Source organism: Bacillus sp. FDAARGOS_235 (assembly GCF_002073415.2).
GTDB classification, from domain to species: Bacteria; Bacillota; Bacilli; order Bacillales; family Bacillaceae_G; genus Bacillus_A; species Bacillus_A toyonensis.
Genome location: NZ_CP020437.2, coordinates 1,379,692 through 1,403,228, shown reverse-complemented (window position 1 = coordinate 1,403,228; position 23,537 = coordinate 1,379,692). Strand labels below are relative to the sequence as shown.

Below are 23,537 nucleotides of genomic sequence, written 5' to 3'. Positions count from 1 at the left end.
ATCCTTCTGAATGAAGGATTCTTTTTTTATTAATCACGATATTGGTCGTGAGTTGGTTGGAAGAGGTCTTCCTCGATATCTCTCACCATAGAAAAATGATCAACGTTATAATGACCGTGTAAAATTTTATTGTGATGACCAATAATTTGCTCTGCAGACAATACGTTAGAATCAGTTGTGGAATGACCGTTTTTAATTAATGTAACGTCAAATCCTTGTACAGTTGCTGTCCTAACAGCTGTGTCAATACAATGTTCAGTTTTACATCCACCTATCACAATATGATTAATTTTTTCTTCTTTTAAAAGTTCAAGTAAAGAAGTGCCATAGAATGAATTCGTTGCTGCTTTATTAATAAGGATTGCAGACTGAGGTACTTGAATTTGATTATGTACTTCAAATCCCACGCCGCTACCAGAAGCAACATCGATATCTCTCACGAAAACAATAAGGGCATTTGAATCAATTGCTTTCTGTACAGCTGTATTTAGTGTAGCTAATAACTCAGTTTTACGAAAAACTTCATTTTCTTGCTCATTTCCATCAATTAATTCTTGTTGAGCATCGATAATTAATAGTGCTTGTTTCATCGTGTCTCCCCTTTAATATGAAATAAGTTCCACTGTACATATTCCTTCAGATTGTTAGGAAATCCTCCATTGCAAGCGAAGTAAACGATTGATTTACAAAGTTGTCAAAGAAATTTCATTCTCATAGTGTGTAAAAACATGTATGATAGGAAGTGGAGAATTTTTGAGTAGGTGGGAATATCATGCAAACAGTAGAAGATTATCTTTCATTCTTACATACGAAAGGATTTAAATTATCAGAGGAAGCACAAGGGTTTATTATGTTCGGGCAAGGATATACTGGTGCATCTGATGGAATTGTGAACGCAGCAATAGAAGCGACAATTAAACATCAATTACAGTTTGATGGCAGTTATTTTGTTGCGTTATTAGAACGATTGAAAGAAGAAGAAATTACAGATAAAAAAAGCGCTAAGGCTTTTATGCGGAAGTTACAAGCGTAACTTCACGCGGCCTGCGCTTCTTTTTTTATTTTGGAAGGTAGTTCAACAAAAATCATGCCTAGAAAAATACATAGACATCCGAAAATAGCAGACATAGAAAGTTGTTCGTTAGCAACGAGAACGCCTGTTAATGCAGCAAAAACGGGCTCCATTGCGAAAATAATTGCTACTCTCGTTGGGGAAGTATGTTTCTGAGCTGATGTTTGAATGAAAAAAGCAATGGATGTCGCAAATAAGGAAGTTAGAAATAGGGCGAATAAAAAGGAATGATTTGTCCATAGCGATACTGAAAATAATTTTTCCCAATCTTCAAACAAAAAAGCGCAAATAGAAGAAAATATACCTACAGCTAATACTTGAGATGTGCTTAGTAATAAAGGTGATATTTTCTTAGAAAAGAAACCGTTAATGAGAATATGGGCAGCGAATGCGATTGCGCAACCGAGAACAAGTATATCTCCTATATTTAATTGAAAAGAATCAGCAGCTGTTAATAAATATAAACCGGCTGTTGCCACAGTGATACCGAGTACGACGAAAATGGTAGCCTTTTGTTTTAAAAAGATAAAAGATAAGATTGGAACCATAACAATGCTTAGTCCTGTTAAGAAACCTGCTTTTGAAGAAGTTGTATAGAGTAAGCCGAATGTTTGTAATAAATAGCCAACGCATAAAAAGAATCCAACAATTAATCCGGCAAAACTACTCTGCTTTATATCTTGTTTCGAAGTTTTTTGTGAGAAAATCATTTGAACAAATAATAAAATAATTCCGGCGAATAAAAAGCGAAGGCCATTAAAAGTAAATGGACCAACGAAAGACATAGCATTTTGAACGACAACAAACGTAGCTCCCCAAATAAAAGAGACAAATAATAAAGCGAGAGGAGCAAGCCACTCTTTTTTCACACTCATACCCCCGTTAATTTTGTAAGATAGCTTTTCTAGCTAATTCATCAGCGACTTTATTTTGACTACTTGGAATCCACTTAATAAAAAAGAGATCGAAACTTTTTATGTACTGTAGTGCTTCCTCTAATAGTGGTGCAAACATTTTATTTTTTGCGTATTCTTTTTCAACAGCTCGCTCGACAAGTTGCGAATCTGTACGAAAAGAGACAATGTTATAATTATGCTCCGTGCAATACTTTAATGCTGCAAGTAAAGCATGATATTCCGCTTCATGATTGGACATTGTTCCAAGTGGTAATGATAATTGTACAGGTGGCTGTATGCCTTTAATAAATACTCCCGCACCAGAAGGACCAGGATTTCCTTTTGATGCACCATCAATATACACTTCAATCAAAATGAGAAACCTCCAAATTATAAGATTATCCCCTACTTAAATGTTTTTTTGAAGTAGGGGATAGAGTACTTATCCCGCGTTAACGGGCAGTAAGACACCCACCTCAAAACTCGGCTGAAACAATGAAGTTAGGTGGGTGATCAACTGCCCGTAAATGCCCGATTGGTGAAGGCTAATAATCAGTGGGGATGAATATCCCCCACTGATTAAAGTTTCACTTTATCCGATTGTGATGCTGTAACGGCATGTAAATGTTTCATTCGCTTGTAAAGATTGAATTCCTTTTTTTTCCTTGAAATCTTTTGCTGGATTTATTTCATCAGCGATTCCATACCAAGGTTCAATACATAAGAAAGGTGCGTTATCTCCTGGTGTCCATACGCCGACAAATGGAAATCCTGCAAATTCTACTTTTACAAATTTATTATGTTTATGAGAACGAATAGAAATTTCATTCGTATTCATATTTTCAAAAATAAGTGCATCATTTTTGAATAAATCGTATGTAAGTGGCAATTCATTCGTATTTTCAGCGATTAATTGTTTTTTACTTGAAAGATAAGGTCCTTCTAATACACTTGTTTCTAAGTGTTCAGAACCGTTAAATGATAGATGATAATCTGTAAATGATTCGCCGTCTAATAGTGGGAAGTTGAATCCAGGGTGCGCTCCGATTGAGAAGAACATCTCTTTTGAAGCAGGATTGTTTACTTCATATGTAACATGTATATTTTGTTCTTCTACCTCATAAGAAATGAGTAGTTCAAATTCGTAAGGATATTTTTTTAATGTTTCTTCATTACTAGTAACGATATAAGTGATTTTTGTTTCACTTTGTTCTTTTACAGAGAACGTAAGATCACGAGCGAAACCGTGTTGAGTTAAAGAATATGGTTTACCATCTACGTAGTATGTATTATCTACTAATCGGCCGACAATTGGGAATAAAATTGGTGCGCGACGTCCCCAATAAGTAGAATCACCTTGCCATAAATATTCTGTGTTATCTTCTTTTAAGCGAACGCTTTGCAATTCTGCACCTTTGTCAGAAATGGAAACGATTACTTTTTCATTTTGTATTGTTGCTGTCATGAAGTGAAACCTCCTAAATCTTTCATATGTTTCATTATACGTTGTCTAAAAGAAAAAAGGTAGTTGATGATAGGAATCTATTGACGAAAGAGTGTCTAATGCGTAGAATATAATCTTGTTGCTTAAAAAACGAATAACGTGGTTCGAAACCATCCCACGTAAAAAAACTAAGGAGATTTTGTCATGAATATAAGAACAATAGTCGGTAATGGTATTATAGCGGCATTATATATTGCTGTTTCTATACTTATTCAGCCATTTGGCTTTACAGGTGTACAGTTTCGTATTTCAGAGATGTTTAATCATCTCGTTGTATTTAATAAGAAAGCAAGTTACGGAATTGTATTAGGTGTATTTTTAACGAATCTCTTTTTCTCACCTATGGTCGCTTATGATTTAGTATTTGGAGTAGGGCAATCTATTCTTGCATTAGTTGCAACGATTATTTCTATGCGATTCATTAAAGGTGTTTGGGCTCGTATGATTTTTAATACAGTTATCTTTACGATTACAATGTTTATGATTGCAATTGAACTTCATCTTGCATTTGATTTACCATTTATGTGGACTTGGTTAACATGTGCAGCAGGTGAATTCGTAGTAATGGCGATTGGTATGCCTGTAATGTACTGGATTAATAAGCGAGTACAATTTGAAAGATTTATGTAATAGATGAAAGAGCTATTCCAATGGGATAGCTCTTTTTGTATGTGATTATATTGAATATAATACTGTGACTCTTGATAAAATATAATAAAATATAAATAAGAATTCTTATATAAGGGGAATTTAGCATGAAATATAAAATTCATTGGTTATATAAAACAAAACGCGGATTGCAGACGGAATTAACGACAGATTATATGAACATAGAAGAAGTACTTCAATTTGCGGAGGATTTTGAGAAAACAGGAAGAGCGAAAGAACTTTTATTTTACGATGAAATGGATGCAGAATGGTCATTAAAAGAAATGAAGAAGCTGAGTAAACAAGTGGAGGAAGAGATTCAAGAAATACATGTTTATTTTGATGGTGGGTATGATCTTCAGACGAAAGAAGCTGGAGTAGGTATATGTGTGTATTATAAAAAAGGAAATATAAACTACCGAATTCGCCGCAACGCATATATAGAAGGTATATATGATAATAATGAAGCCGAATATGCATCATTATTATACGGTATAAATATACTCGAAGAATTAGGGATTAAGTATGAAGCAGTTACGCTTCGTGGAGACTCTCAAGTTGTACTGCAGCAATTGGCTGGAGAATGGCCTTGCTATGATGAGCATTTAAATCATTACTTAGATCAAATTGAACGAAAGGCGAAGCAAATGAAATTAAAGCTTGTATGTGAGCCAATATCTAGAAAACAAAATAAAGAAGCACATCAATTAGCAACGCAAGCATTAGAAGGGACAGTCATTGATAGTCATAAAGAAATAACCGAATAGAGAGGTGCAAAGGTGGATAAAAAGCAACTCATTACAGAGGTAAATGACTTATTAGAAACGTATTGTGAAGGATGTTTTTTACGAGAACATAATCGGAAAACGAATAGTAAATATTATGCCCATTCATTTTGTATTAGGCAATGTACAGTTGGAGAAACGTTGAAAAAATATGGAGAACAGTTGTCATAAAAAACATCCAGAGAAAACTCTCTGGATGTTTTTTTAGTGCTTCGCTTCATGTAATTGATGCTCGCACTTACTTAATTTTTTTTCCTCATTCATTAAAAATGGCTCATCTAAATCTGTTGCAACAGATTTCATAATCTCAAGTTGAGAGCGAGCTGCTTCTACTGCAGTAGTGGCATGCTCCAGTGTGTCTGGATCCATTGAAATTGTTGCAGAACCTACCATTTTTTGTGCTGTTTCTACACGGAATTTCACTTCTTCAAAATCATTTACTTCTGAACCCATTGTAATTGCCTCCTTTGTGAATTGCGCATTTCACATAGTTTTCGCTCTGTAAAACGGAAATATACAAAGGAATAACAAAGGAGGTTACCAAGTAAGGTAACCTCCTGTCATATGTTGGATTAAAGTTTTACTACGTTAGCAGCTTGAGGTCCACGGTTTCCTTCAGTGATATCGAAAGATACTTCTTGACCTTCTTCTAAAGCTTTGTAGCCGTCACCTTGAATAGCAGAGAAATGTACGAATACATCGTCAGCGCCGTCCATTTCGATAAATCCAAAACCTTTTTCGTTGTTAAACCATTTTACTTTTCCTTGCATGTTACAATTCCTCCTAAAAACATTTGCTTTTTTCATTTAGTGAAATTCATTTGAAAAGATAATATAAACTAAAAATGCTATAATCTTGAATATTCTGCTAAATGATTAATTTAAATATACACGAATTGGTAGAAATTAGTCAAGTAAGCGATTTTATTTTTTGTATTTTTAAATAATTTTCTGGTCAAATGTTCAAAAAGGTATAGGACAGGCTGGTTATGTAATATTCTTTATTGAATGCTATACATAATGAGGTGAAAGAATGAACGAGTCGTACTTATTAGATAATGAAGGAATGAGAATGAGAACGGATATACCGAATTGGGTTGCAAAAGAATTTCAAAATTTTTCAAGCGTCGTGTTAGATGCAACTTTCCCATGTTATTTCGGTTTAACAGCGTTGAAAAAGAATGAACTTCGTTATTCATTTCTTTCTCATAATGATTGGAGTCATTTGCCACATACAATGTTATCTTTTTTAGAGTTAATGAAAGAGCGACCGATTGTAAGAAGAGGCTTTTTTCTTTTTGTGGAACCGGAATGTGAAGAACAATCACTTGAATATTATCGTGATTACTTTTGGAAAGTACTACAGTATTTACATGAACACGATAATCAAACATGGCCGCAGCAAGTTCCTGAAGATCCAAATCATTATTTATGGGAATTTTCATTCGGTGGTGAACCGATATTTGCATTTGGGAATGCACCGGCTTATAAACAGAGAAAGACTAGGCATTTAGGAAATTCACTCGTTATTGGATTTCAGCCACGTACCATTTTCGATGGATTAGAAGGTGATCGTCCTAAAGGGGCGTATTCAAGACAAATGGTTCGTGAACGAGTTGAAAAGTGGGATCAGCTGCCGAAACATCCTAACATTAGTCATTACGGTGATCCTGACCATCGAGAATGGAAACAATATTTTATTGGAGACGATATTGAGCCAATAAAAGGGAAATGTCCTTTTCATCATAAGGTAGAGAAATAAGAGCCATCATCTAGATGGCTCTTTTGTATATTTTGGATAAAAAAGGGTATTTTATTATGAAAGCTAGTCTATTTTTAAAGGTTACATCATTACTTAATAGTAAAGGAAGTAGAAAGGATAGAGCGATGTTTGGAGCAATTATACAGCAAATTGTATTAGGTATTTCATTAGCGGCACCAGTAGGTCCAATTAATATTGAAATGTTAAAACGAGGAATTGAACGCGGGTTTTGGCATGCGTGGGTTGTTGGAATTGGTGGAATGACTGCAGATATTTTGTTTATGCTTCTCATTTATTTCGGTTTATCTTCTGTGTTTATGTATACATACGTACAAGCTTTTATGTACTGCACGGGGTTTTTCTTATTATTTTATTTAGGATTTCAAAGTGTAAAACAAGGAATTTCCCACTCGAATATGGAATATAAAAAAGAAGAGGTAGGTGGCCTTAAACAATCGTTTATGGCAGGATTTTTAATTGCTATATCCAATCCATTAAATCTTGTTTTTTGGTTTGGTATATATGGAAGCACACTTAGCTCATTGCTTACGAAGGTAACGAAACAAGAAGCTTTCTTGTACAGTCTATGCATTATTGTTGGTATTATTTTATGGAATTTAAATATTGCTTTTTCTGTACATTTTGGAAGGACTTTATTAAAACAGAAAGCACTTGGCTACATAACAGCCGGAGCAGGTATTATTTTAGTAGGATATTCTATCCATTTTGCATACAAAGCTTTACAGTTGTTCACATAAGATTGAAGGGGAGATTTTTATGTATCGAACCACTATTGACGGAAAAGAAATTATTATTACGTTAGCACCAAAAATCCGAAAAGAAATTACTGATAGGGATCCATTATATGAAGCGGTATTTAATACTGCAGCCAGATTGCTACAAACGAAACAACCAACGTTTGCAGTAAATCATGAAGTATTTGGACTCATTATTGGAGAGGTACAAAGGGGAGAAGTAACAGTGTTTGCAGTAGAACACATTATTCCGAAGCAAAATATATTTGGAACAAACAATTTTTTCTCGACAATAGAACAGCGGGCAAATTTGTAAAGTGAATAGAAAAGAAATAGTCGTAACGATACGTTGCGGCTGTTTTTTTTGAAAAAGGGGAAGTAAGATGAAGAGAGTAGGGAAAGAGTTCTTTTTACAGCATGATATTGTTATTATGTATAGTATTTTATTTATTTTCATCATTATTTTAAAAATGCAATTTTTCAAATGGATCGGTATGTTAGCGTGTCTGTTTGGTATTGTTTTTTATACGCTTAACGAATATATGACCCATCGTTTTTTATTCCATTTAAAGCCGCCTAAAAACGTATTTTTATTAAAAATGTTAAGAAGATTACATTATGATCATCACGTATACCCAGATGATTTGAAACTTTTATTTTTGCCTGTATGGTTTAGTGTACCTAGCTTTACTATATATTTACTTATATCATATGGTATTACAAAAAGTGTTACCGTTACACTTTCATTTGGAATCGGAATGATTATCATGCTCCTTGTTTATGAATGGAAACGTTATATTGCACATAAGCCGATTCGTCCCGTCACTAAGTTTGGAAGGTGGCTAAAAAAACAGCATATATTACACCATTATAAAAACGAAAAGTTTTGGTTTGGTGTTTCAAATCCAGTATTCGATTTTATATTTGGAACGCTTAAAGATGGAAAAGACGTTGAATTAAGCATCACTTCTTTCTTAACGAGGAAAAAATGTGTACGGGTATTTGTTAGAATCGGGCTAATAATCGGTGTGGGGTGTACGAAACCCATACGGATTTAAGTTGCACTTTATTGTGAAAAAGTATATTAAAAATTTAGAGAAAATTGACGAAAAATGTCTACCGAAAAATCTTTGCAGGAATGTATGGATTGTCTAAAATGAAATTAAGTTTCTGAATATTTATAAAATTTAGTCTTTGTGTATACGAAGGGGAAGTGTATTTCGAGTTGGAGAGGGGAGTAGAGGATGAAACGAGATGATACGTCAGCACGTAAGTTGCAAAATGAAGTGAATTATACAGAGGTTGTTCAGTCAGAAGAATTTCAATTGTTATTAAATACGAAGAAGAAGTTTATCGTTCCAATGAGTATTTTCTTTTTCAGTTTTTTTATTGCGCTACCTATTTTAACATCGTATTCGAAAGTGCTTAATACACCAGCATTCGGTGATGTGACATGGGCATGGGTATTTGCTTTTGCGCAATTTATTATGACATGGTCATTATGTATGATTTATAGTAAGAAAGCTCAATCCTTTGATGAAATTTCGCGGAAAATTCTACAAGATATGCAAAAAGGGAGGAGTTGAATTTGAATACTACTGCGTTTGCACTATTTTTAATTATTGTTCTTGGTACGCTCGTCATAACCTATTTTGCATCGAAAAAAACGAAAAATGCGAGTGAGTTTTATACGGCTGGAGGGGGATTAACGGGTTGGCAAAATGGTCTGGCCATTGCTGGGGATTATATGTCTGCTGCGTCATTCCTCGGTATTGCTGGAGCGATAGCGTTAACTGGATTTGATGGATTTTTTTATAGTATTGGATTTTTAGTTGCGTATTTAGTTGTATTATACCTAGTTGCAGAACCGCTTAGAAATTTAGGGAAGTACACATTGGCAGATATGATTGCAGCGCGTTTTGATGCGAAAAAAGTTCGCGGTATTGCTGCCCTGAATACGATGACAATTTCAATTTTTTATATGATTGCCCAATTAGTCGGTGCGGGTGCACTTATTAAATTATTATTAGGAATAGAATATACGACAGCAGTTTTAATCGTTGGCACATTAATGACAGTGTACGTTATTTTTGGTGGTATGACTGCTACGAGTTGGGTACAAATTGTTAAGGCTGTATTACTAATGGCTGGTACATTTATTATTTCTGTTATCGTTTTTGCAAAATTTAATTTTAGTGTGACTGAAATGTTTGCTCAAATGAAAACAGCTACACCATTAAAAGATTCGTTTTTAAATCCAGGAGTAAAGTATAAAGATGGTCTTGATACACTGTCTTTAAATTTAGGACTAGTCCTTGGTACAGCTGGATTACCACATATTCTTGTGCGCTTTTTTACAGTGCGAGATGCAAAAACGGCACGTCAATCTGTTGTGTATGCGACATGGTTAATTGGCGCATTTTATATTATGACAATTTTCTTAGGGTTTGGAGCAGCAGCGTTTGTAGGAAATGAGGCAATTATTAAAGCAAATCCAGCTGGTAATATGGCAGCACCTTTATTAGCTAAAGCATTAGGCGGGGACTTCTTATTTGCATTCGTATCAGCCATTGCCTTTGCAACCATTTTAGCTGTAGTAGCAGGACTTGTATTAACAGCAGCATCAGCATTTGCGCATGATTTTTATAACGAGATTATCCGTAAAGGAAAGTCTACGGAAAAAGAGCAAGTGTCCATGGCTCGTTATGCTTCGATTGGAGTAGCTGTAGTATCTATTATACTTGCGTTATTTGCGCAAACCTTAAACGTAGCATTTTTAGTTTCATTAGCATTTGCAGTCGCGGCTAGTGCAAACTTACCAGTTATATTATTTACAATCTATTGGAAGCGTTTTAATACAACGGGTGCCATTTCTGGTATGGTCGTTGGACTCGTATCATCAATTGTTCTTGTAGCGTTAAGTCCAAACGTCTGGAACCCTGTAGCTGGAAAAGCTATTTTTGTTGGAGAAGCCTTATTCCCATATACGACACCTGGCATTATTTCGATTCCGCTTGGTTTCCTAGCAGCATATTTAGGAACTATTTTCTCTAGTAAGAAAGAAGATGTAGCGAAGTTTGATGAAATTCTTGTGAAATCGAATACTGGTCATGGTATTAGCGACGCATCTTTACATTAAAAAAGAGGAGCTTTTCGTATTAAAAGAAAAGCTCTTTTTCTTTTGTCATTTTCTTATAAAGTGAAACTTTAATCAGTGGGGGGCATGCTCACTGATTATTAGCCCGCACCAATCGGGCTTTTACGGGCAGTTAATCTCCCACCTAACTTCTTTGCTCCAGCTGAATTTTGGGGTGGGGTGTGTTACTGCCCGTTAATGCGGGATAAATATTACTGTGTTGTAAGTAGGATTTGTCATAATTTTGTGGAATGAAAATAAGCAGGGAGAAATTTAAATCATCATGGCACCAGCGCAGCTTTTGTGAAAAATAAGTTGTTATGGAAGGTGGAAGAAATGATGAAAACGAAACAAACTGACGAATTATTAGCAAAAGATGAGCAATATGTTTGGCACGGCATGCGTCCCTTTAGTCCAAGTAGTACAATGGTAGGGGCAAAAGCAGAAGGGTGCTGGGTTGAAGATATACATGGAAAAAGATATTTAGATGGTATGAGTGGTCTTTGGTGTGTGAATAGTGGGTACGGAAGAAAAGAACTCGCAGAAGCGGCTTATGAACAATTACAAACATTATCGTACTTTCCGATGTCGCAATCACATGAGCCAGCAATAAAGCTTGCTGAAAAGTTAAATGAGTGGCTTGGAGGAGAATATGTTATTTTCTTCTCAAATAGTGGGTCAGAAGCGAATGAAACAGCTTTTAAAATAGCAAGGCAATACTATGCACATAAAGGTGAACCACATCGTTATAAATTTATGTCACGTTACCGAGGATATCATGGAAATACAATGGCGACAATGGCAGCGACGGGACAAGCGCAGCGTAGATATCAATATGAGCCTTTTGCCTCAGGATTTTTACACGTAACACCGCCAGATTGTTATCGTATGCCAGAAATGGAATCACAAAATATTTATGATGTAGAGTGTGTGAAAGAAGTAGATCGTGTTATGACATGGGAATTAAGTGAAACGATAGCCGCATTTATTATGGAGCCGCTCATTACAGGCGGAGGTATTTTAATGCCACCACAAGACTATATGAAAGCTGTTCATGAAACATGTCAAAAACACGGTGCGCTACTCATTAGTGATGAAGTGATTTGTGGTTTCGGGCGTACAGGAAAAGCATTTGGATTTATGAACTATGATGTTAAGCCTGATATCGTTACGATGGCGAAAGGTATTACGAGTGCATACTTACCATTATCAGCAACAGCTGTGAAAAAAGAAATTTATGAAGCATTTAAAGGAACTGGGGAATATGAATTTTTCCGCCATATTAATACATTTGGTGGAAACCCGGCGGCTTGTGCATTAGCACTTAAAAACTTAGAGATTATGGAAAATGAAGATTTAATTGGACGCTCTGCACAAATGGGCTCACTTTTATTAGAGCAATTAAAAGAAGAAATCGGGGAACATCCGCTAGTTGGAAATATTAGAGGGAAAGGTCTATTAGTAGGAATTGAACTAGTAAATGATAAAGAGACGAAAGAACCAATTGATAACGACAAAATCGCGACTGTTGTAAATGCTTGTAAAGAAAAAGGTTTAATTATAGGACGAAACGGTATGACAACAGCAGGGTATAATAATGTTTTAACATTAGCGCCGCCTCTTGTTATTTCAAGTGAAGAAATTGCTTTCGTTGTTGGTACGTTGAAGACAGCGATGGAGCGTATTTAATCAAATAAAAGAACAAAAGTGAGCTGTAATATAAGGCTCGCTTTTGTTTATTACGTGAAATATGGTAGTTTTTTAAAGGGAGGGGATATGAATGGAGAAATATGATCCTAGTCAACATTATCACATCGGATATTATGAAGATGGATATGATTTAGAAGTGACAGCGTACAAAAGAATAAAGGAACCAGTTTGGGATGCTTATATTCCGCACTATGAGGTAGACGATTTTTATAAGAAAGTGGAGGAAATGAAGCTAGGTGAATATATCGATGACTATGGCATTAAAGTATATTCATTTCGTGATAATATTGATGATGAAGAAGCAAGGACTATTTTTGAAAAATGGTTAAAGACGAATGAGATTGTTTAAAGAGAAAATGAAAAAGGAGATTACTATTTTATAAAATAGTAATCTCCTTTTATTATAGTAAACTTATTTACTTGCTTTCATTGCTTTATCTTTGGCACCAAAAGTGTATTTTAACATTGGTGGTGTAATCATTGTAGTTAAAATAACGACAATAACGATAGCTGTAAAGTAATCTTGTGCTAATAGTCCAGAAGAAAGACCTGTTCCTGCGATGATAAGTGCAACTTCACCACGTGAAACCATTCCAGCACCGATAATTGCAGAAGACTTTGCATCAAATCCAGTCATGCGTGCACCAAATCCACAACCGATTAGTTTTGTGAAGACAGCGATAACTGTTAATGCTAAGATGAACCAAATTTGATTACCAATACCATCAAATGTAATATTCATACCGATACTAACAAAGAATACTGGAACGAACATTGCGTAAGCAATCGGTTCTACTTTCTTTTCTACTTCATGTTTGTAGTTCGTTTGAGAAATTGCGATACCAGCTGCGAAAGCACCGATAATACCAGCAATTCCTAATAATTCGCCGAAATATGCGAATGAGAAACAGATAATAAGAGCCGCGCTCACGATAGACTCAGATACGCGTAGTGGTGATAACCAACGCATAATCGCTGGAACACCTTTCCATCCGATTAAAATAATAGAAGCGAAGAATACGACCTTCTTCAAGATAACCATTGTTAAGTTAACATCGTCTGTACCTAAGAAGCTCATTGCGAATGCTAATAAAATAACAACAAGAATGTCATCAAATACAGCTGCTCCAAGCATCGTTGTACTTTCACGTGTTTTCATCTTACCTAAATCGCGAAGTGTTTGAACGGAAATACTAACACTTGTCGCACATAGAAGTAATCCTAAAAATACAGCGTTCCCTTGTTCCATTCCCATAACAAGACCGGAAATATAACCACCTACGAATGGAAGAATGATACCTCCGAGTGCAACTGCTAAAGAAGAGTTACGATTTGCATTTAATTCTTCTAAGTCTGTTTCAAGTCCAGCCATAAACATTAAAAGAATAACACCAACATTACTTAATTGTGTTAGAAGTTCTGAGTTTTCAATCCAACCAAATACGGCTGGACCGATAACGATACCGACAATTAATTTACCGAGTACAGAAGGTTGACCTAATCTAACACTAAGGTCACCAGCAAGCTTTGTACTTAATAAAATAAGTGCAATTTGAAAGAAAAATTCGAATTCCATTTGATCCTCTCCTTATCACTTTGTATTTTTATTAAACGATTTCTCGGAATTTGCCTAATGAAAATATGTAAAAACCATTAAACAAAGGGTCTGATTACAAGTTCTTTTGAACTTGTAATTTGAACCTGTAATCAATATATAATAAAATTTATAAAAAATCAATGAAAAAATAGCAGATTTTCATGATGAGATTCGATTTAGGTATAGAGGGAATCAATATATAATAAGAAGAAATAAGGAAACATTTTTAATGAATTGGAGAATGGAATATGTTAATAAACAAACGCTTTACAATTGGAGAAATGGCAAAAATGCATAATATCGCAGAATCTACATTAAGGTATTATGATGAAAAAGGAATTTTTCACCCGTCTATTGTCGATCCGCAAACGAATTATCGTTATTACACAATTGATCAGTTTTCACTGTTAGATACGATTAAATTTTTACGACAGTTAAATATTCCGTTAAAGGAAATTAAGAAATATATTGATGAGCGGAACCCATCTTATGCGCTTAATTTACTTGAAAAGCAACAAGAAATGATGTTAAAGAAGCAAAGAGAAATTGAGTATGCTTTAGCAAAAATGGAACATAGAATTTATGTAATTAAGGAAGCGACGAAAGTAAAAGCTGAAAAAATCATAGTTAAAGAAATCCCGCAGCGAAAGATTACAGCGATTGCGGTTGCACCAAATACAACAGATGATATGTTTGAGTATTATATCCATTCGTTGCAGAAGAATATGAAACAAATAGATAATAGCTTATTCTCTGGAGATATCGGTGTAACGGTTGCCAAAAAAGCATTAATTCAAAATGAATTTCAATCATACAATAGTGTTTTTATTCTTTTGGATTATATGCCTTTTCAAGTACATAGTTCAGATGAAATTAAAGCAGGTATATTTGCGTGTGCTTATCATCATGGACCATATGAAGAAACAGATGAAACATACAAGGAGTTAATGAAATACATCTCTCAAGAGGGATATGAAGTGAGCGGAGATTCGATTGAGATTGCATTAATTGATTGGTCTGTAACAGAAAATCCAGAGGAGCAAGTAACGGAAATTCAAATCCCTATAATGAAAAAACAATGAAATAAGGTGTAAGACTCGTACTAATTACAAATCGGCATCAATGACGATAATTAAGTTACCTATTTTTAAATTCTCTCTTGACCTTCAAGTTACTTGAAGGTTTAAACTGTGAACAGAGCGTTGAAAAAAGGAGCATATTAGTATGGAAGCAACAGAAAAATTAAGAGAAAAACCGATAAAAAGTTTATTTATTTCATATTTAATACCAGCAGTTCTCGGAATGGTATTAATGTCAGTTAATATTGTGATTGACGCGGTCATGATTAGTAGGGGAGTTGGAGCGAACGGTTTAGCGGGAGTAAACGTCGCTATTCCAGCATTTTCGATTTTCTTCTCCATTTCATTATGGATTGGAATGGGCGGAGCAACATTATATTCGATTGCACTAGGCGAAAATAAACTTGAAAGAGCAAGGTCTATTTTTACGCAATCTATGACTGTAGCAGTTATTATCGTAGGCGTTTTAGCGGCTATTTGCGTATGGAGAATAGAAGATTTAGCATACTTATTCGGTGCAAATGAAGTGATTTTACCGTATGCGTTAGACTATTTACACGTGTTATTAACATTTGGAATGATATACGTGTTAGAAAATATTTTAAGTACATTTATACGAAATGATGGAAATCCTAATTTAGCAATGGCAGGTCTTGTTGTAACGGCTGTATTAAACATAGTGTTTGACTATATCTTTATTTTCATCTTTGGATGGGGTGTAACAGGTGCTGCTTCAGCGACTATTCTTTCGGCAGCAATTGGTTTCCTTGTATTATTAACTCACTTCTTTAGAAAGAGTAGTATTTTAAAGTGGACGAAATTCCATTTTGAATGGGATACAGTTAAACAAATAATGGTGATTGGTTTCCCAAGTTTTACAGCAGAAAGTACAGTAGCAATCGTAACGATTGGTTTTAACATCGCATTCGTTCAATATGCAGGAGAAGTAGGAGTCGCTTCCTATGCAATGGTGAATAGCATTCATGCGATGGCATTACTATTATTCTTTGGTGTTGGAGCAGCATTACAACCAATCGCAAGTTTTCATTACGGTGCAAATTTATCAGAAAGATTGCGTGAAGGATTACAGTTTGCTGTGAAGATTGCGGTTGTACTCGGAGGCATTGCGATAATTGTCGGATTATTCTTCGGGAAATATATCATTGGTCTATTTGATGTCCAATCGCCAGAACTATTGAAGTTAACGTTAACAGGTATTAGCTTGTTCTTTATCCAATACGTATTTTTAGGCTACAACATTGTGTATGGAGAGTACTTCCAATCAGTGCGACAAACGAAGAAATCAGTACTTATTATAATGAGCCGAGGGTTACTATTTATTATTCCGTTGTTATGGATTATGCCAAAGTTATTTGGAATAAACGGAATTTGGCTCGTTATGCCGGTTGCGGAAGTATTGACAGCAATTATCGTATTTACGATGAATCGTATGAAACATCCTGTTCCGTTACATATAGCAGGAAAGAAAGAAGCAATATAATGAAGAAAATCCCCTTGAGCAAGTAAGGGGATTTTTCATTCTTTTAAACTAATTGCAAAAGACCCATCCGTTTCTTGAACAGACGCAAAGGCCACATTTTTAATATTTGTGATGCCTTTTTCTTTTAACTCTTTATATAACCACTTTTCGTCTTTATGGATCAACTTTAAGTTATCGTATTGAATTTGAGAATCGACAATAAGGGCGATTGGTAATCCAGCATACTTAACATGTATATTCATATCCTTTGGAGTCAATGGTACAAGTTCTCGCTTTGGTAAAATGCTAATGGCTCCATTCGCTTCTAAAATAGCGTATTCAATTTCATGAACACTTGGATATCCGGCGACGCGAAGGTTAGAAAGCAATTCGGGTATGGGATATCTACTTTTTTGTAAGTTCTCAAAAACAATATCACCATGTTTAATTAAAATAATGGGGTGTCCGAGAATGAAACGATTTAGTTTGTTGAGTAAGCTTAATTTTGTAAGAAGTAAGTGCAAACATGTAATAACGACCATACCGAGAAATGCTTGTAAAGCACCAGCGACTGGTATGGCTTGAAAAGCTAAATAAGATAAAAAAATAATAGCCCCAAAATCATGAGGAGTTAGTTGTGCTAATGCAGATTTACCGAGTAACTTAAGCGATAGTAAAAATAAAATAAAAAAGAATGATACGTTACATAAAAAGAGAAGCAATAGGGACACTCCTTCGTGCGAAGTTGTACTTACTATTCCCAAAAATAATAGAAATATTACCTTTTAGAGGATAAATAAGGGTTATTTGGAATTTGTCTGTATACAAACGAATAAATGGATATTATGATGAAAGAAGCAAAGAACATAGGAGTATATGGATATGAGAAAGAAGAAAATAATTAAGTATATTATAGCAATTATAACGGTTTGCGCCGTGTACGCGGTTTTTTTACAATATAACATTTATAAGCATGGGCATATGAAAGCTACCGACGATGCTGATTATATCATTGTATTAGGCTCGAAAGTAAATGGTACGAAACCATCGTACTCATTACAATATCGTATTGATAAAGCAGCTGAATATTTAAAATCACATGAGAAAACAATCGCTATCGTATCTGGCGGACAAGGAAAAGGTGAAGATATTTCAGAAGCATTAGCGATGAAACAAGGATTAATGAAACAAAATATTGCAGAAGACCGTATTATAATGGAGGATAAATCAACGAGTACAGATGAGAATATTACATTCTCAAAACCGTTAATTCCAGCCAATATGAAAAAAGGTATGATCGTAACAAACGATTTCCATATGTTTAGAGCGAAAAAAATAGCAGCAAAACAAGGTTTGCAATTAGAAGGGCTTCCTGCCAAAACACCGAAGCCAATTATCATCCCATCGAATGTCCGAGAATATTTAGCCATTACGCAATATTGGTTTATGAATCGAATATAGTGAAAGTAATCCCGCCCGAAATTCGAGGCGGGATTTATTTTGAGGAAAATCTTACAAAACTGTCATCTTAATGAAAGGTAAAGCGATAGTTTCTAGAATGGATTCCTGACATAATAAAGATAACAAAAACTATTTAGAGGTGAATCGGATGAAAGGAAATAATATTCTATCTTCACTATGTTACTTTAGTATCTTTTTTGCACCATTTTTACTGCCAATTATCGTGTACTTCGTTGCGGAAGATGAAGTGAAATATCACGCGAAAAAAGCATTTTGGTCACATGTTTTTCCGTACGCAATCTTATTTGCTGGATTAGCAGTATCAGGCGTATACGGTTTAGGCTTCGATCAATCTGATGGCGCGGGAATTGGGATGGCTATCACATATGCAGTATTCATTCTTGTAGGAATTTACTACTTCATTTGGAATATCGTAAAAGGTATTAAAGTTTTGAAAGCAGCGTAATAAGACAAGAAATAAATTGGTGTAATCCTGTCGTTATTTGTCGATAAATCAATATTTCTTGTCGAATCGTCGATATATTCGAAAAATCGTTGATATAGTGCAAGGAATCGTTGATATATTTAAATTATCGTTGATATAATTTCATTTACCGTATTGATAGACATTTTAAAAAGAGCAATTCAAAAAGAATTGCTCTTTTTGTGCTTATAAGTTGTGAATATTGAAAAAGATATGTTAATTTTTCATTATGAAGAGAAAAAAGGAGTGTTTTTCATGAATGAGATCATACATAAAATGGAGCAACACGTTTCAGTTCGTAAATATAAAGAAGAATCCATTCCGAAAGATGTAGTAGAAAGAATGGTTCAAGCTGCGCAGCATGCCGCTTCCTCGCATTTTGTACAGGCCTATTCTGTTGTATATGTAACCGATCAAGACCTAAAGGCTAAACTAGCAGAACTATCCGGAAATCGTCACGTGAAAGAGTGTGCAGCATTCTTTGTTTGTTGTGCAGACTTAAAGCGACTTGAAATGGCGTGTGAAAAGCATTGTACAGAGATAAAGCATGAAGGGGTGGAAGATTTTATCGTTGCGACGGTAGATGCTTCACTTTTTGCGCAAAACTTAGCACTAGCAGCGGAATCATTAGGATACGGTATTTGTTATATTGGTGGTATTCGTAATAACCCGAAAGAAGTGAGTGAATTGCTTCATTTACCGGATAAAGTATATCCTGTGTTTGGAATGACAGTCGGTGTGCCAGATGAAGAACATGGAGTTAAACCACGTTTACCGGTAGCAGCAATTCTTCATGAAAATGGATATGATGAAAAGAAATATGATGAATTATTAAACGAATATGATGAAACGATGAGCGCATATTACAAAGAAAGATCATCAAATCAAAAAAACATAACATGGACGGAATCAATGAGCTCATTTATGTCCAAAGAGAAAAGAATGCATTTGAAAGAGTTTTTAAGTGAGAAAGGGTTAAATAAAAAATGAGTAAAAAGACAAACCTGAGACGTTAGTTTAAGTTATAACATTACTTGTAAAACCGAAGCTGAGAAAGTGGGATTCACTTTTTTAACTTCGGTTTTTTATTTGTTATTATATAAAGTGAAAATAAAAATTAATAAATTTTTACAAAAGTGATAGAAAATGAGAATGAAATGCCAATAGTAAGTAAAGGCAGCTGCTAAAGGGGAACTGAGGAAGGAAGATGCTTATGATTTTCGATTCTGAAGAGGATTTAATTATAGCAATGAAAAAACGTGATCAAGATGCTTTGAAAGAAGTGATTGATTAATATGGAAAATTAATTCTGTACATTATTCATAAATCATTAAGTACCCCTATTGAAAAACAATATGTGGATGATTGTTATAATGATGTATTTACTATCATTTGGTTTCAAATCGAACAATTTGATATAGAAAAGGGCAACTTAAAATCTTGGATGATTGGTATTACTAAATTAAAGGCATTGGAATATAAAAAGAAAGTATATAAAGAGAATAAAATTGATAAAGACGTAGAAATAGATGCAGGTATCCATAATAAGTATGAAATAGAACAAGAAGAGATTATGGAAATCGTACAAGATTTAAATACAAAGGAACGATATATCTTTTTAAAGAGGTATATTGATGGATATTCCATTGACGATATTGCAAAAGAATTAAAAGTAACGGCTGACTATATATACAATCGAATCTCTCGTGGAAAGAAAAAACTTCAAAAACTGTGGAAAGGGAGTGTGTAATATGGATAAAAGATTATTATCGATGTTAAATGAGCTCCAATATTCAGAAGAAGAAATTACACGTTTAGAGAAAGAAGCGAATGAGTCTATAAATATAGATAAGTATTATGTGAGAAATGGAGAATTATTAAAAAAATTAACTTTACAAATGTTAGAAGAATCAATTCGCAACGAATTACAAGCTGGTGAAGAAATTCAGAAGGAACTATTAGTAGATGAAGGATATATGGCAAATAACAAAGTTATACCGAATATATATTACGTAGGAGCTACTTTTTATTATTATATCGTTTTAACGAATAAAAGAATGATAATGAAAGGGTTAGATTGTTATTTCAAAAAAACAAATGAACATAGCATGCCAATAGGAGATATACAATCTATTTCGCAACATAAAAAAATGAAAAACGTTTTTGAGATTAAATATAATAACAATTATATACAGTTTGGAAGTATTGCGTATGCACATGAAGTTGCGATGATTATTATGGAGTTGAAAAAACGCGGAGTAAAAGTAGAAAAGTATACAGATTTCGAAAAAGGTTTTTTCTTATTCTTTAATATACTCGTGATAGTAAGTTCAGGTCTTTGCTTTATAAAATATTTAATGTAAAAGGCGGCATAATAGCCGCTTTTTATCGGATGATTTTGTAGCTTAAAAATACAACAATAATTTCATTTAAACCAAGCTGTTATTGCGCAATCTAAAGCATTTTCTATAACAAATGCAAACTATCAATAAGAAGATAAATACCTGTACAGCTCAAAAGGATATATGTAAATATTTTAAAAACTTGTTGATTAAGCCATTTGAAAATAATTTGACCTATAAACAAACCTAAAAATACAATTGGAATTGCATAAAAACTTGATTTCCAAATTGTTATGTTCGTTCCAGTAAAGAGTATTTGAGTTAGTAGACTAATGAAATATATATACAGATAAAAAGCCAAAGTAGTTGCTCTCAACTTCTCTTTTTCAGTATCAGTTCCTGTAAAGTAAAGTAACAAAGGAGGTCCGGGCATACCGATACTCGTCGTTAAAAGCCCTGATAATCCACCAACTACGAAATCTCTAAACGGTGTTGATCTAACTTTAACATTGCATATTAGCAACAATGTTAATAGTAAGAGTAGGATGCTAATTGCTAATTTAAAAGTGTTTATGTTAATGGAGATGAAGAGTAAAATACCAAAAGGTACACCAACTATACTTCCAAAAATAAATCTTTTCAGCAAAATAAAGTCAATGTCCATTCTTATTTTCCAAATGAGTGATATTGAAATAATTAAGGATAGAATAATGTTTATTTGTATAGCTTCTTGTGGCAAGAATAACATGAGTAAGAAAGGTGTTGCCATTATAGAAAAGCCAAAACCTGTACTGGCTTGCAAAACAGAAGCCACCAATATTATACATATGAAAATTAATGTAATCTCCAAAATAGCCCTCCTATTTAATCAAATTCAATACATATTTTATTACTACGAAAATCGAATGTAGCTGTTTTGAGCCTATAGAATAAGTGCAATCTTTCACAATCTTACTTTTATTTTAACATAAATATTTGATTTCCTCTCAAATGGTGTTCAAGTAAAGGGCCTTTTAATGAAATGAAATGACTTGTATTTTATTTAATTTGATTGTTATATAACGATAACAAATGAGAGTAAATAAAAATTAGCAGTGAGCTATATAGTATCGGTAGGATCTTCACTAAGCTTCCCGCGATAAAATAAGAAAAGCCATATAAAACTAACAAAAATACAACATATAGCTAACAGGCAACCAATTACTTGCGGAGAAAGGGTTTCTAAAAGCCAGCCTGTAATAAACATAGATAGCTGAATGAGAGAACCATATATGGAATAATGAAATGAAAAAACTTTACCAATCATGTTTTCTTCGGTATACATTTGTAATAAGGTTGTGTCTAAAGGGACGATAATGCCCCCTGCGATACGCATGCAGAGTAAAGTAATAATACCGATAATAAGCTGATTGGATAGAACGAATCCGAGAAAGAAAAATCCTTGTAGTAAGTACGCCAAGCCAAATGCTTTTTTCATTGTCTCCTTATTTTTACATACATATAGATTAACGAATAGACTACCAATAATAAGACCTAATCCTTGAACACTATATAAAATTCCAATATTAGCATGGAAGATCCTTTTGGCATAAATTGTTAAAAGAAGTTGATAAGCACCACCAATAATCCCCCATGAAATTCCGACAAGAATTAATGCTAATATAATTTTTTTCTGTAATATGTACGTGTATCCATCTTTTATATCCACAAAAAATGACTTTTTTATGTTAAATTTTTTGTGAGAAGGGATATTCAACTTATAAATGATTAAAGCGGAAACAAAGTATGATAGGCTATTAATGATAAAAGCAATTTCTATACTTAAAGCCTGGGCGATAATCCCACCTAATGAGGCGCCCATAATTGACATAAAGCCATTAACTGTACTAGAAAGTGTATTTGCAGTTACTAAATGTTTTTGCCTAATAATCATTTTTAAAGTTGATTGTTTAGCAGGCTCAAATAAGCAAGAGAGGACCGACAAACATATATTAGCTACGAAAATAATTTCAATCTTATAGGTTGCTAATAAGTAAGTGAGTACAATAACTCCTCTTAAAACATCGGTGGAAATCATAATCTTCTTTGTTGGAAATCGATCCACAACCCCTCCAATAAAAGGACTAAGAAGAAGTTGAGGTAACCCTTTACTCATAAAAGTTAGTGCGATCATAAACGGAGATTCTGTTACGCTATAAACGAATGTGAATAAAGCTACCGTATGAAACCAATCTCCCAGTACACTTAATGTTTGACCATAAAACAGCTTTCTAAAGTTTGTATTTGTTTTAAGCAGTGTGGAATAAGAAACTGACATAAAAGATTAATCCTCATGTATTAATGATGCTTGAACTTGTCTTTTCCATTCACTTAAATACATGTTCTCTGCTGCAGAAAGTTCAACAGGTAATTGTGCAATCAATTCTAAACTATTTCCATCAGGATCGTTAAAGTATACGGAGGCGTGTGCCAATTCTGGAAAAACGATCGGTTCAATTGGCTCCATTCCAAAGTCTTTTCTTGCTGAAATTCCTTTTTGACTTAGCCAATGTATTGCATTTTCTAAATCAAGCAAGCTTACTTGGAAGGCAATATGTCGCAAAGATGGGTGATAAGTAACTTTGTATTCTGTTCCTTCCCAAAGTCCGAGCCAACTCTCATTTTCTTTAATCCAAAAGAAAGCAATATCGTCACCTCTTTTATATAATTTTAGCCCTAGTGATTCATAAAAAGGTATTGATACTTCTAAGTTACGGACGGGTAAATGTGCCTCATAAAGACCTTTAATCATTGTAATCCCCCTTAGTAAAAATGTTTCTGATTTCAT

The 23,537-nt window shown here is 34.1% G+C and carries 30 protein-coding genes and 1 riboswitch; of the genes, 19 read left to right on the top strand and 11 right to left on the bottom strand.

Annotated features, from left to right (window positions below):
* Positions 1 to 29: 29 nt before the first annotated feature.
* On the bottom strand, positions 30 to 590 hold the full coding sequence (locus tag A6J74_RS08845) for a cysteine hydrolase family protein (RefSeq protein ID WP_000806314.1): 561 nt from the start codon (positions 588 to 590) through the stop codon (positions 30 to 32).
* 182 nt (positions 591 to 772) lie between these two features.
* Between A6J74_RS08845 and A6J74_RS08840 the strand changes: the two genes are divergently transcribed.
* Entirely contained in the window at positions 773 to 1,033 is a 261-nt protein-coding gene (locus tag A6J74_RS08840; protein WP_001195212.1) for a DUF6123 family protein, read from the top strand.
* Positions 1,034 to 1,035: 2 nt separating this feature from the next.
* Here A6J74_RS08840 and A6J74_RS08835 read toward each other — a convergent pair whose 3' ends face one another.
* From A6J74_RS08835 to A6J74_RS08825, 3 genes are all read right to left on the bottom strand, one after another.
* Positions 1,036 to 1,941, bottom strand: a complete 906-nt coding sequence (locus tag A6J74_RS08835; protein WP_000712625.1) for a DMT family transporter — start codon at positions 1,939 to 1,941, stop codon at positions 1,036 to 1,038.
* Between the two features lie 13 nt (positions 1,942 to 1,954).
* On the bottom strand, positions 1,955 to 2,341 hold the full coding sequence (locus A6J74_RS08830) for a reverse transcriptase-like protein (protein ID WP_000573867.1): 387 nt from the start codon (positions 2,339 to 2,341) through the stop codon (positions 1,955 to 1,957).
* A 219-nt stretch (positions 2,342 to 2,560) separates the two neighbouring features.
* Complete coding sequence (locus A6J74_RS08825) at positions 2,561 to 3,433, bottom strand: aldose 1-epimerase family protein (RefSeq protein ID WP_000127406.1); 873 nt, start codon at positions 3,431 to 3,433, stop codon at positions 2,561 to 2,563.
* A gap of 132 nt (positions 3,434 to 3,565) precedes the next feature.
* Positions 3,566 to 3,610, top strand: a riboswitch (PreQ1 riboswitch).
* A 6-nt stretch (positions 3,611 to 3,616) separates the two neighbouring features.
* Between A6J74_RS08825 and A6J74_RS08820 the strand changes: the two genes are divergently transcribed.
* The 3 genes from A6J74_RS08820 to A6J74_RS08810 all read left to right on the top strand — a co-directional run bounded on the left by A6J74_RS08820 (position 3,617) and on the right by A6J74_RS08810 (position 5,076).
* Positions 3,617 to 4,102, top strand: coding sequence for a QueT transporter family protein (locus A6J74_RS08820; protein ID WP_001026462.1), 486 nt, complete (start codon positions 3,617 to 3,619; stop codon positions 4,100 to 4,102).
* A gap of 125 nt (positions 4,103 to 4,227) precedes the next feature.
* The gene (locus tag A6J74_RS08815) at positions 4,228 to 4,887 is read left to right on the top strand and encodes a ribonuclease H family protein (protein ID WP_000875536.1); all 660 of its coding nucleotides are present in this window, start codon (positions 4,228 to 4,230) and stop codon (positions 4,885 to 4,887) included.
* A gap of 12 nt (positions 4,888 to 4,899) precedes the next feature.
* Positions 4,900 to 5,076 (top strand): zinc-finger domain-containing protein, encoded by a 177-nt coding sequence (locus A6J74_RS08810; RefSeq protein WP_000358801.1) that lies wholly within the window; start codon positions 4,900 to 4,902, stop codon positions 5,074 to 5,076.
* Between the two features lie 33 nt (positions 5,077 to 5,109).
* Here A6J74_RS08810 and A6J74_RS08805 read toward each other — a convergent pair whose 3' ends face one another.
* Positions 5,110 to 5,358, bottom strand: coding sequence for a DUF2564 family protein (locus tag A6J74_RS08805; protein WP_000534393.1), 249 nt, complete (start codon positions 5,356 to 5,358; stop codon positions 5,110 to 5,112).
* A 119-nt stretch (positions 5,359 to 5,477) separates the two neighbouring features.
* Positions 5,478 to 5,675, bottom strand: coding sequence for a cold shock-like protein CspB (gene cspB, locus A6J74_RS08800; protein ID WP_001161728.1), 198 nt, complete (start codon positions 5,673 to 5,675; stop codon positions 5,478 to 5,480).
* A 262-nt stretch (positions 5,676 to 5,937) separates the two neighbouring features.
* Between cspB and A6J74_RS08795 the strand changes: the two genes are divergently transcribed.
* The 8 genes from A6J74_RS08795 to A6J74_RS08760 all read left to right on the top strand — a co-directional run bounded on the left by A6J74_RS08795 (position 5,938) and on the right by A6J74_RS08760 (position 12,616).
* Entirely contained in the window at positions 5,938 to 6,666 is a 729-nt protein-coding gene (locus A6J74_RS08795) for a YqcI/YcgG family protein (protein WP_001005936.1), read from the top strand.
* Between the two features lie 125 nt (positions 6,667 to 6,791).
* The gene (locus tag A6J74_RS08790) at positions 6,792 to 7,424 is read left to right on the top strand and encodes a LysE family transporter (protein ID WP_000466560.1); all 633 of its coding nucleotides are present in this window, start codon (positions 6,792 to 6,794) and stop codon (positions 7,422 to 7,424) included.
* Between the two features lie 19 nt (positions 7,425 to 7,443).
* Positions 7,444 to 7,737 (top strand): hypothetical protein, encoded by a 294-nt coding sequence (locus A6J74_RS08785; RefSeq protein ID WP_000286358.1) that lies wholly within the window; start codon positions 7,444 to 7,446, stop codon positions 7,735 to 7,737.
* A 67-nt stretch (positions 7,738 to 7,804) separates the two neighbouring features.
* Positions 7,805 to 8,479, top strand: a complete 675-nt coding sequence (locus tag A6J74_RS08780; protein WP_000832137.1) for a sterol desaturase family protein — start codon at positions 7,805 to 7,807, stop codon at positions 8,477 to 8,479.
* A gap of 186 nt (positions 8,480 to 8,665) precedes the next feature.
* Entirely contained in the window at positions 8,666 to 9,007 is a 342-nt protein-coding gene (locus A6J74_RS08775) for a DUF485 domain-containing protein (protein ID WP_000817371.1), read from the top strand.
* Positions 9,008 to 9,009: 2 nt separating this feature from the next.
* Positions 9,010 to 10,560, top strand: coding sequence for a solute symporter family protein (locus A6J74_RS08770; RefSeq protein ID WP_001098228.1), 1,551 nt, complete (start codon positions 9,010 to 9,012; stop codon positions 10,558 to 10,560).
* Between the two features lie 336 nt (positions 10,561 to 10,896).
* Entirely contained in the window at positions 10,897 to 12,246 is a 1,350-nt protein-coding gene (locus tag A6J74_RS08765) for an aspartate aminotransferase family protein (protein WP_000850994.1), read from the top strand.
* Between the two features lie 91 nt (positions 12,247 to 12,337).
* Positions 12,338 to 12,616: a DUF3986 family protein gene (locus tag A6J74_RS08760; protein ID WP_000417075.1), complete on the top strand. Its 279-nt coding sequence runs from the start codon at positions 12,338 to 12,340 to the stop codon at positions 12,614 to 12,616.
* A gap of 63 nt (positions 12,617 to 12,679) precedes the next feature.
* Here the strand turns inward: A6J74_RS08760 and A6J74_RS08755 are convergent, their stop codons facing one another.
* Positions 12,680 to 13,843 (bottom strand): cation:proton antiporter, encoded by a 1,164-nt coding sequence (locus A6J74_RS08755; protein ID WP_000393881.1) that lies wholly within the window; start codon positions 13,841 to 13,843, stop codon positions 12,680 to 12,682.
* Positions 13,844 to 14,112: 269 nt separating this feature from the next.
* On the opposite strand from A6J74_RS08755, the gene A6J74_RS08750 reads away from it, so the two are divergent.
* Entirely contained in the window at positions 14,113 to 14,946 is an 834-nt protein-coding gene (locus A6J74_RS08750; RefSeq protein ID WP_000906738.1) for a MerR family transcriptional regulator, read from the top strand.
* 142 nt (positions 14,947 to 15,088) lie between these two features.
* Positions 15,089 to 16,444 (top strand): MATE family efflux transporter, encoded by a 1,356-nt coding sequence (locus A6J74_RS08745; RefSeq protein ID WP_000388385.1) that lies wholly within the window; start codon positions 15,089 to 15,091, stop codon positions 16,442 to 16,444.
* Between the two features lie 35 nt (positions 16,445 to 16,479).
* Here A6J74_RS08745 and A6J74_RS08740 read toward each other — a convergent pair whose 3' ends face one another.
* The gene (locus A6J74_RS08740; protein ID WP_000923919.1) at positions 16,480 to 17,145 is read right to left on the bottom strand and encodes a DUF421 domain-containing protein; all 666 of its coding nucleotides are present in this window, start codon (positions 17,143 to 17,145) and stop codon (positions 16,480 to 16,482) included.
* Positions 17,146 to 17,305: 160 nt separating this feature from the next.
* Between A6J74_RS08740 and A6J74_RS08735 the strand changes: the two genes are divergently transcribed.
* The 5 genes from A6J74_RS08735 to A6J74_RS08715 all read left to right on the top strand — a co-directional run bounded on the left by A6J74_RS08735 (position 17,306) and on the right by A6J74_RS08715 (position 20,731).
* Positions 17,306 to 17,884: a YdcF family protein gene (locus tag A6J74_RS08735; protein ID WP_001227661.1), complete on the top strand. Its 579-nt coding sequence runs from the start codon at positions 17,306 to 17,308 to the stop codon at positions 17,882 to 17,884.
* 148 nt (positions 17,885 to 18,032) lie between these two features.
* Positions 18,033 to 18,350 (top strand): magnetosome magnetite crystal formation protein family, encoded by a 318-nt coding sequence (locus A6J74_RS08730; protein ID WP_000678050.1) that lies wholly within the window; start codon positions 18,033 to 18,035, stop codon positions 18,348 to 18,350.
* A 273-nt stretch (positions 18,351 to 18,623) separates the two neighbouring features.
* A complete protein-coding gene (gene nfsA / locus A6J74_RS08725; protein ID WP_001002404.1) occupies positions 18,624 to 19,358 on the top strand; it encodes an oxygen-insensitive NADPH nitroreductase in 735 nt (244 codons plus the stop codon).
* A 316-nt stretch (positions 19,359 to 19,674) separates the two neighbouring features.
* A complete protein-coding gene (locus tag A6J74_RS08720) occupies positions 19,675 to 20,118 on the top strand; it encodes a sigma-70 family RNA polymerase sigma factor (protein ID WP_232306334.1) in 444 nt (147 codons plus the stop codon).
* A 1-nt stretch (position 20,119) separates the two neighbouring features.
* The gene (locus A6J74_RS08715; RefSeq protein WP_000361358.1) at positions 20,120 to 20,731 is read left to right on the top strand and encodes a PH domain-containing protein; all 612 of its coding nucleotides are present in this window, start codon (positions 20,120 to 20,122) and stop codon (positions 20,729 to 20,731) included.
* 103 nt (positions 20,732 to 20,834) lie between these two features.
* Here A6J74_RS08715 and A6J74_RS08710 read toward each other — a convergent pair whose 3' ends face one another.
* From A6J74_RS08710 to A6J74_RS08700, 3 genes are all read right to left on the bottom strand, one after another.
* A complete protein-coding gene (locus A6J74_RS08710) occupies positions 20,835 to 21,560 on the bottom strand; it encodes a sulfite exporter TauE/SafE family protein (RefSeq protein ID WP_000406806.1) in 726 nt (241 codons plus the stop codon).
* Positions 21,561 to 21,809: 249 nt separating this feature from the next.
* On the bottom strand, positions 21,810 to 23,027 hold the full coding sequence (locus tag A6J74_RS08705; protein WP_000117076.1) for an MFS transporter: 1,218 nt from the start codon (positions 23,025 to 23,027) through the stop codon (positions 21,810 to 21,812).
* Between the two features lie 6 nt (positions 23,028 to 23,033).
* Positions 23,034 to 23,501 carry a VOC family protein gene (locus tag A6J74_RS08700; RefSeq protein WP_000589701.1) on the bottom strand — a complete coding sequence of 156 codons (468 nt, stop codon included), beginning with the start codon at positions 23,499 to 23,501 and terminating at the stop codon, positions 23,034 to 23,036.
* Positions 23,502 to 23,537 lie beyond the last annotated feature (36 nt).

What these genes read in the sequence shown, in the direction of transcription:
- A6J74_RS08845 (WP_000806314.1), bottom strand. Translation starts at nt 590, where the DNA reads ATGAAACAAGCACTATTAATTATCGATGCTCAACAAGAATTAATTGAT.
- A6J74_RS08840 (WP_001195212.1), top strand. Translation starts at nt 773, where the DNA reads ATGCAAACAGTAGAAGATTATCTTTCATTCTTACATACGAAAGGATTT.
- A6J74_RS08825 (WP_000127406.1), bottom strand. Translation starts at nt 3,433, where the DNA reads ATGACAGCAACAATACAAAATGAAAAAGTAATCGTTTCCATTTCTGAC.
- A6J74_RS08820 (WP_001026462.1), top strand. Translation starts at nt 3,617, where the DNA reads ATGAATATAAGAACAATAGTCGGTAATGGTATTATAGCGGCATTATAT.
- A6J74_RS08815 (WP_000875536.1), top strand. Translation starts at nt 4,228, where the DNA reads ATGAAATATAAAATTCATTGGTTATATAAAACAAAACGCGGATTGCAG.
- A6J74_RS08805 (WP_000534393.1), bottom strand. Translation starts at nt 5,358, where the DNA reads ATGGGTTCAGAAGTAAATGATTTTGAAGAAGTGAAATTCCGTGTAGAA.
- cspB (WP_001161728.1), bottom strand. Translation starts at nt 5,675, where the DNA reads ATGCAAGGAAAAGTAAAATGGTTTAACAACGAAAAAGGTTTTGGATTT.
- A6J74_RS08795 (WP_001005936.1), top strand. Translation starts at nt 5,938, where the DNA reads ATGAACGAGTCGTACTTATTAGATAATGAAGGAATGAGAATGAGAACG.
- A6J74_RS08790 (WP_000466560.1), top strand. Translation starts at nt 6,792, where the DNA reads ATGTTTGGAGCAATTATACAGCAAATTGTATTAGGTATTTCATTAGCG.
- A6J74_RS08785 (WP_000286358.1), top strand. Translation starts at nt 7,444, where the DNA reads ATGTATCGAACCACTATTGACGGAAAAGAAATTATTATTACGTTAGCA.
- A6J74_RS08780 (WP_000832137.1), top strand. Translation starts at nt 7,805, where the DNA reads ATGAAGAGAGTAGGGAAAGAGTTCTTTTTACAGCATGATATTGTTATT.
- A6J74_RS08775 (WP_000817371.1), top strand. Translation starts at nt 8,666, where the DNA reads ATGAAACGAGATGATACGTCAGCACGTAAGTTGCAAAATGAAGTGAAT.
- A6J74_RS08765 (WP_000850994.1), top strand. Translation starts at nt 10,897, where the DNA reads ATGAAAACGAAACAAACTGACGAATTATTAGCAAAAGATGAGCAATAT.
- A6J74_RS08760 (WP_000417075.1), top strand. Translation starts at nt 12,338, where the DNA reads ATGGAGAAATATGATCCTAGTCAACATTATCACATCGGATATTATGAA.
- A6J74_RS08755 (WP_000393881.1), bottom strand. Translation starts at nt 13,843, where the DNA reads ATGGAATTCGAATTTTTCTTTCAAATTGCACTTATTTTATTAAGTACA.
- A6J74_RS08750 (WP_000906738.1), top strand. Translation starts at nt 14,113, where the DNA reads ATGTTAATAAACAAACGCTTTACAATTGGAGAAATGGCAAAAATGCAT.
- A6J74_RS08745 (WP_000388385.1), top strand. Translation starts at nt 15,089, where the DNA reads ATGGAAGCAACAGAAAAATTAAGAGAAAAACCGATAAAAAGTTTATTT.
- A6J74_RS08735 (WP_001227661.1), top strand. Translation starts at nt 17,306, where the DNA reads ATGAGAAAGAAGAAAATAATTAAGTATATTATAGCAATTATAACGGTT.
- A6J74_RS08730 (WP_000678050.1), top strand. Translation starts at nt 18,033, where the DNA reads ATGAAAGGAAATAATATTCTATCTTCACTATGTTACTTTAGTATCTTT.
- nfsA (WP_001002404.1), top strand. Translation starts at nt 18,624, where the DNA reads ATGAATGAGATCATACATAAAATGGAGCAACACGTTTCAGTTCGTAAA.
- A6J74_RS08715 (WP_000361358.1), top strand. Translation starts at nt 20,120, where the DNA reads ATGGATAAAAGATTATTATCGATGTTAAATGAGCTCCAATATTCAGAA.
- A6J74_RS08705 (WP_000117076.1), bottom strand. Translation starts at nt 23,027, where the DNA reads ATGTCAGTTTCTTATTCCACACTGCTTAAAACAAATACAAACTTTAGA.
- A6J74_RS08700 (WP_000589701.1), bottom strand. Translation starts at nt 23,501, where the DNA reads ATGATTAAAGGTCTTTATGAGGCACATTTACCCGTCCGTAACTTAGAA.